This is a genomic window from Bartonella sp. SL320 (assembly GCF_059687635.1).
Window position 1 is genome coordinate 2,046,148 of sequence record NZ_CM185143.1, and the last position, 6,267, is coordinate 2,052,414.

Consider the following 6,267-nt stretch of genomic DNA (forward strand, 5'->3'; position numbering starts at 1 on the left):
ATGCCACGGTTTAAACTTACTCTTGAATATGATGGATCAAATTACGCTGGCTGGCAGCGTCAAGCAAGCCTCCCAACCATACAAGGGACTCTTGAACAGGCTATCTTCCGCTTTAGTGGAGAACAATTAACCATAACAACAGCAGGTCGAACAGATGCAGGGGTGCATGCTACAGGACAAGTGGCCCATGTTGATTTCATAAAAAACTGGCCTCCCCATACTGTACGAGATGCACTCAATGCTCTTTTGCGTCAACAGGGGGAAGCGATTTCAATCTTAAATGTAGAAAATGTCCCTGATGACTTTGATGCACGATTTTCCGCTATCAAACGCCATTATCTTTTTAAAATTCTCAATCGTCGCTCTCCACCAGCCTTAAATGCCAAACGTGTGTGGTGGTTGCCAAAACCTCTTAATGCTGAAAGCATGCATGAAGCAGCTCAAAAACTTGTAGGACACCATGATTTTACAACTTTCCGTTCAGCACATTGCCAAGCCAAAAGCCCTATTCGCACCCTTGAACGCCTCGATGTGAAAAGAGAAGGAGAAGAAATCTTCCTTTACGCGCAGGCCCGCTCTTTTCTTCATCATCAAATCCGTTCCTTTGCAGGAAGCCTCATGGAAGTGGGTATTGGACGCTGGACAGCTCAAGATCTTGAAGCAGCTCTTCATGCTAAAGATCGTAAACGTTGTGGTGTTGTTGCTCCTCCTTCAGGGCTTTATTTGACTAAGGTAGAATATTAACTGTCTCACAAAAATAACTTTTTCAAAAGCCGTTAAGAAAGCTTATAAAAAGAACAAATTTCTTTGAAAGCTTCTGCTGCTGTATCGACAAATTTTATCAAATTAACATCCGTAGGAGAAATTGTACCTTGCGAAGCTAAATATTCAAAATTGATAACATTGCTCCAGAATTCTTTACCAAACAATAAAATGGGTACCTGTTTCATACGTCTTGTTTGTATTAAAGTTAACGTCTCAAACAACTCATCCAGAGTTCCAAATCCTCCAGGAAAAATTGCTAATGCCTTTGCCCGTACTAAAAAATGCATTTTGCGCATTCCCAAATAATGAAAATTAAAACACAAATGCGGAGACACATAAGAATTAGGTGCTTGCTCATGTGGTAAAATAATATTCAAACCAATCGTTGGAGCCCCAACATCACAGGCACCACGATTTCCTGCCTCCATGATCCCTGGTCCGCCCCCCGTAACAACGACAAATTCACGATATTCTGTTTTTGCCGAATGGCGGGAACACAAACGCGCAAACTCTCTTGCTTCATCGTAATAATGTGACATAGCATGCAAGTTTTTCTTTTGGGTTTCATTTTTTGCAGCCCACGCTGCTTGCCCGGGTTCAGGAATACGTGCACCACCAAATAAAACAACGGTTGATTGAATATTATATTCTTTAAGGGTTATTTCCGGCTTTAAAAATTCAAGACTAATACGTTGTGAACGCAGCTCTGGACGCATCATAAAATCTTGATCGATATAAGCTAAACGATAAGTCGATGAACGCATTTGTGCTGAATTAGAGCCTTTATGGATCTGTTGGAGAGCTTCTTTCGTATGAAGAAGTGGTGTCCAATTTTCTTGTTCTTCTTTTCTTTTTTCTTTACAGCCTTTTTTCATACACATGTCCTACTTTCTTACCATTTTATTGACTGAAAACATTTCTTCGCGTAGTTCATAGAGAATAAATCTTGAAGCTTTCAACTTGTTTAACGGAACTCTTATCATGCCTCATCTCACACAACTTGAAATCATTATCGAAAAAGCATTTGATGATCGTGATTCTATTAATACTACCACAAAGGGGGAAATTCGTGAGAGTGTCGAACATACATTGAACCTTCTTGATAAAGGGGAAATTCGTGTTGCAGAACGGCAACAAAATGGACAATGGCATGTTCATCAATGGTTGAAAAAAGCTGTTTTGCTTTCTTTTCGGCTAAATCCAATGCAAATTATTGCTGGTGGAGTCAATGGAACACATTGGTGGGATAAAGTTCCTTCGAAATTTTCCGGTTGGCAAGAGGCAGATTTTAAAAACGCTGCTTTCCGTTCCGTTCCAGGAGCCATTGTACGCCATTCTGCCTATATTGCACCCAACGTTATACTCATGCCCTCCTTTGTCAATCTTGGTGCTTTTGTCGATGAGGGGACAATGGTTGATACATGGACCACCGTTGGTTCTTGTGCACAAATTGGTAAACATGTTCATCTTTCTGGCGGTGTTGGTATTGGAGGTGTTTTGGAACCTCTGCAAGCAAATCCAACCATTATTGAAGATCATTGTTTTATCGGTGCTCGCTCTGAAGTTGTTGAAGGCTGTATTATTCGTGAAGGCGCTGTTTTAGGAATGGGAGTCTTTATTGGAAAATCTACAAAGATTATTGATCGGACAACAGGGGAAATTTTTATTGGTGAAGTCCCAGCTTATTCCGTTGTTGTAGCGGGGTCTCTCCCTGGAAAACCACTCCCAAATGGTGAGGCAGGCCCTAATCTTTATTGTGCTGTTATCGTAAAACGTGTTGATCAAAAAACACGAGAGAAAACATCCATTAATGATCTTTTACGTGATTAAATACCCTATTGTTTTATAATAATAATTCATTGTTTTAGACTTAAAAACATCTTAAAATACAAGGATTTTCTCACTTCAAATCCTTTCATATTCAATCAATCGCTTTCATCTCCTTGCGCATTATAAACGTAAGGAGTTTTTGGGTAAGATACCTCTTAATAAAAAAAGTAAAATGTCTTCAATGCATTCTCTCAAACCCTAAGAGCACTCATAACATTTTGAGCGTGTAAAAAGTATGATGACGGCACTATGAACTTTATGACAGGTAAAGATGATAATGCCACAAATAGTTTTAGGTCGTTCACGGAGATCTTTACCGTTATATCTTCATGGTCCCGCTGTAAAATGAGGTCAGGTGCATTGAGAGATATTTCTTTAAAAAAGTGCGCTAATATATAACGCAAATGTATTTTTAAAATATTCTGTTTTACGTAAGAAACGAGACACAATGAAAAAAACGATAACCAAAATATGAATACTGTGCAATTTTCATTAAAAAGAACTCTTTAAAAATCTAAGCCAAAAGATAAATGCAAAAAGCGCCATCAGTGAACGGCATTTCTTTATTACTTATTCATTTTGAGCGCTTGAATAAACGCTGACTGAGGAATTTCTACCTTTCCAAATTGGCGCATTCGCTTTTTGCCTTCTTTTTGCTTTTCCAAAAGTTTGCGCTTACGTGTTACATCGCCCCCGTAACATTTTGCTGTTACATCTTTACGCAAAGCACGAATTGTTTCGCGCGCGATCACTTTACCACCTATTGCCGCTTGAATTGGAATCTGAAACATATGCTGAGGAATAAGATCTTTCAATTTTTCACACATTGAACGCCCACGCTTTTCCGCAATCGTTCGGTGCACAAGCATTGACAATGCGTCAATAGGCTCTCCATTCACCAAAATAGACATTTTAACTAAATCCCCCTCTGCATAATCTTTCATCTGATAATCAAAAGAAGCATACCCTTTTGAGATCGATTTTAAGCGATCATAAAAATCAAAAACAACTTCATTGAGTGGTAAATCATACGTCACCATAGCACGTGTTCCAACATAGGATAACCCAACCTGTATCCCACGCCGCTCTTGGCACAGCTCTAAAATTGACCCAAGATAATTATCAGGAGTCATGATTGTCGCTTGGATCCACGGTTCCTCGATAGAAGAAATTTTAACCACATCAGGCATATCTGCTGGATTGTGCAACTCTTTAACAGAGCCATCATTCATATTCATGCGATAAACAACCGAGGGTGCTGTCGCGATTAAATCTAAATTAAACTCACGCTCTAATCGCTCTTGAATAATTTCAAGATGCAGAAGCCCTAAAAAGCCACACCGAAAACCAAACCCCAAGGCCGCTGATGTTTCCATTTCAAAAGAAAAACTCGCATCATTTAAGCGTAATTTGCCCATGGCTGCACGCAAATCATCAAAATCGGCAGCATCAATTGGAAAAAGCCCACAAAAGACAACTGGTTGCGCAGGCTTAAAACCAGGTAAAGCATTTTCACAAGGACGACGCTCTTCCGTAATCGTATCCCCAACACGTGTATCGGCAACCTCTTTGATAGAAGCCGTGATAAAACCAATCTCGCCTGGCCCTAACGCATCAACTTGTACCATTTTAGGTGTAAATACCCCAACACGCTCAACAGGATATTTTGCCCCAGTACCCATCATACGAATGATTTGACCTTTTTTTAATACACCATCAATCACCCGTACCAACACAATGACGCCAAGATAGGCATCATACCAGCTATCAACCAACATTGCCTTTAAGGGATTTGAAACATCGCCTGTACGTGGGGGTGGCAATTGTGTTACAATTGCCTCCAAAACATCAGGAATACCCAATCCTGTTTTTGCTGATATTTCCACAGCCCCAGATGTATCAATGCCTATCACATCTTCAATTTGTTCTTTTACACGCTCAGGTTCTGCTGCTGGAAGATCTACTTTATTAAGCACAACAACTAATTCATGAGAATTATCAATGGCTTGATACACATTTGCCAATGTCTGTGCCTCTACACCTTGGCTTGCATCCACCACCAATAGAGAACCTTCACAAGCAGCCAATGAACGCGAAACCTCATAAGCAAAATCCACATGACCAGGTGTATCCATAAGATTTAAAATATAGGTCTCTCCATCCTTTGCTTTATAGTGTAAACGCACTGTTTGTGCTTTAATAGTAATCCCACGTTCACGCTCAATATCCATGGAATCAAGCACTTGTTCCTTCATCTCACGTGTATCAAGCCCTCCTGTCATTTGAATCAAACGATCAGCTAAAGTGGATTTGCCGTGATCAATATGCGCCACGATGGAAAAATTACGAATATAGTTACGATCTATTGTCATATAAGGCGATTTAGCAAAGAATAATACAAAACGCAAAGACCAATTATGTGTTATCGAGAACCTTTCAAAAGAATATCAACCAAAAAAGCCTCTCAAAATAAAACTTCTTATAGCCTAAAAATAAGGCTTTTGTTTACTAAATTAAATATTAAGAGAATTAAAATGATCTTTTAATATCTTATTTTATGACTCATAGGTTGGATAACCCCTCACCATCGCACACTTGGGCATACCCCCAAAGTTGTGACGATCCTTGAAACTTGAAAGAATTTATAGGAGGCATGCTTTTTTTGTACAGTTTTAGCCACATGGCTCACCCCACTTATGACATGCAAGCAAGTGATTGGGATTGATTTAACATGAGAGAAATTTGCAACGAGAGCATTTTATGGTATTCAGAGTTCTCATTCAATGTCAATAACGCTATATTATCATTATAAATTAATATGTTGCATGAATATAGGATGGACGTATATATCGCTTAAACTTTCGATAGCTTTCGAAAGAAGTGCTTTTTTATTTGTACGCAATAATCTGTTTTTTAGCAATCTTATATAAAAACAAATGCATGATCGGAAGGGATAGTTTTCTTCTCAAACATATAAAGCTTTAGAAATAGATTCTATTGAGTGATCGTTTTAATTTTTATACAATCCCTCTCTTGTTCCATTAAAGCTAAAAAATATTTCTCATCTTCAACTCATTGGATAATATATTAATTTATAATAAGTGTTTATTGTTTTGCAATTTCAATGAAAAACTCTGAATATCATGAGCCTCTCTCATCTTAAATCTTTTCATAATCAATCAAATTTTTTCTCTTCCCCGTGAACAAACAGAGCTGATGGGCAGATAAAATCGTTTAAGAAATACATCAAACACTTCATCCTTTTTCAGGTGCCAAGGGCTGTTGTAATGTTGGCAGCTGATAAAGAAAATGATGCTGCCTTTTATTTAAGATACTCTGTGATTTTTATATAGTTCGCAAAAGCTTTTACATTATATAGCTTGCAGAGATCATCATATAATTTGCGGAAATCGTCGATGAGTATGACACAGATTGAGAAATGTATCTTTTATAAAAAAGCGCAGCAATATGTAACATTATAAGAGGTTTCTTTAAAACATTTACATGCAAAGTATAATCCCATAAAAGGATAAAAGGTATAACGTACAATAGTTGCGTAAGTTTTACTATTCAAAAATATTACCGTGGGTGTTTTTGAACATTGTAAAGATCAACTTAAAAATAATAGTAAAGATGAGAGCTGGTTTTTGTTTTTACCTCTTCATGTCATCG

At 38.1% G+C, this 6,267-nt stretch carries 4 protein-coding genes; 2 read left to right on the forward strand and 2 right to left on the reverse strand.

Translation table 11 applies throughout. The features are described from left to right. The gene (gene truA, locus AC6ER8_RS08075; protein WP_497078294.1) at positions 1-744 is read left to right on the forward strand and encodes a tRNA pseudouridine(38-40) synthase TruA; all 744 of its coding nucleotides are present in this window, start codon (positions 1-3) and stop codon (positions 742-744) included. 32 nt (positions 745-776) lie between these two features. Here truA and AC6ER8_RS08080 read toward each other — a convergent pair whose 3' ends face one another. Further along, the gene (locus AC6ER8_RS08080) at positions 777-1,640 is read right to left on the reverse strand and encodes an LOG family protein (protein ID WP_497078297.1); all 864 of its coding nucleotides are present in this window, start codon (positions 1,638-1,640) and stop codon (positions 777-779) included. A 106-nt stretch (positions 1,641-1,746) separates the two neighbouring features. Between AC6ER8_RS08080 and dapD the strand changes: the two genes are divergently transcribed. Next, on the forward strand, positions 1,747-2,595 hold the full coding sequence (gene dapD, locus AC6ER8_RS08085) for a 2,3,4,5-tetrahydropyridine-2,6-dicarboxylate N-succinyltransferase (protein ID WP_497078299.1): 849 nt from the start codon (positions 1,747-1,749) through the stop codon (positions 2,593-2,595). Positions 2,596-3,161: 566 nt separating this feature from the next. On the opposite strand, the gene lepA is transcribed toward dapD, so the two are convergent. Further along, on the reverse strand, positions 3,162-4,967 hold the full coding sequence (gene lepA, locus AC6ER8_RS08090; RefSeq protein WP_497078301.1) for a translation elongation factor 4: 1,806 nt from the start codon (positions 4,965-4,967) through the stop codon (positions 3,162-3,164). Positions 4,968-6,267 lie beyond the last annotated feature (1,300 nt).

Coding starts and splice junctions, on each gene's coding strand:
- truA (WP_497078294.1), top strand. CDS start 1: ATGCCACGGTTTAAACTTACTCTTGAATATGATGGATCAAATTACGCT.
- AC6ER8_RS08080 (WP_497078297.1), bottom strand. CDS start 1,640: ATGAAAAAAGGCTGTAAAGAAAAAAGAAAAGAAGAACAAGAAAATTGG.
- dapD (WP_497078299.1), top strand. CDS start 1,747: ATGCCTCATCTCACACAACTTGAAATCATTATCGAAAAAGCATTTGAT.
- lepA (WP_497078301.1), bottom strand. CDS start 4,967: ATGACAATAGATCGTAACTATATTCGTAATTTTTCCATCGTGGCGCAT.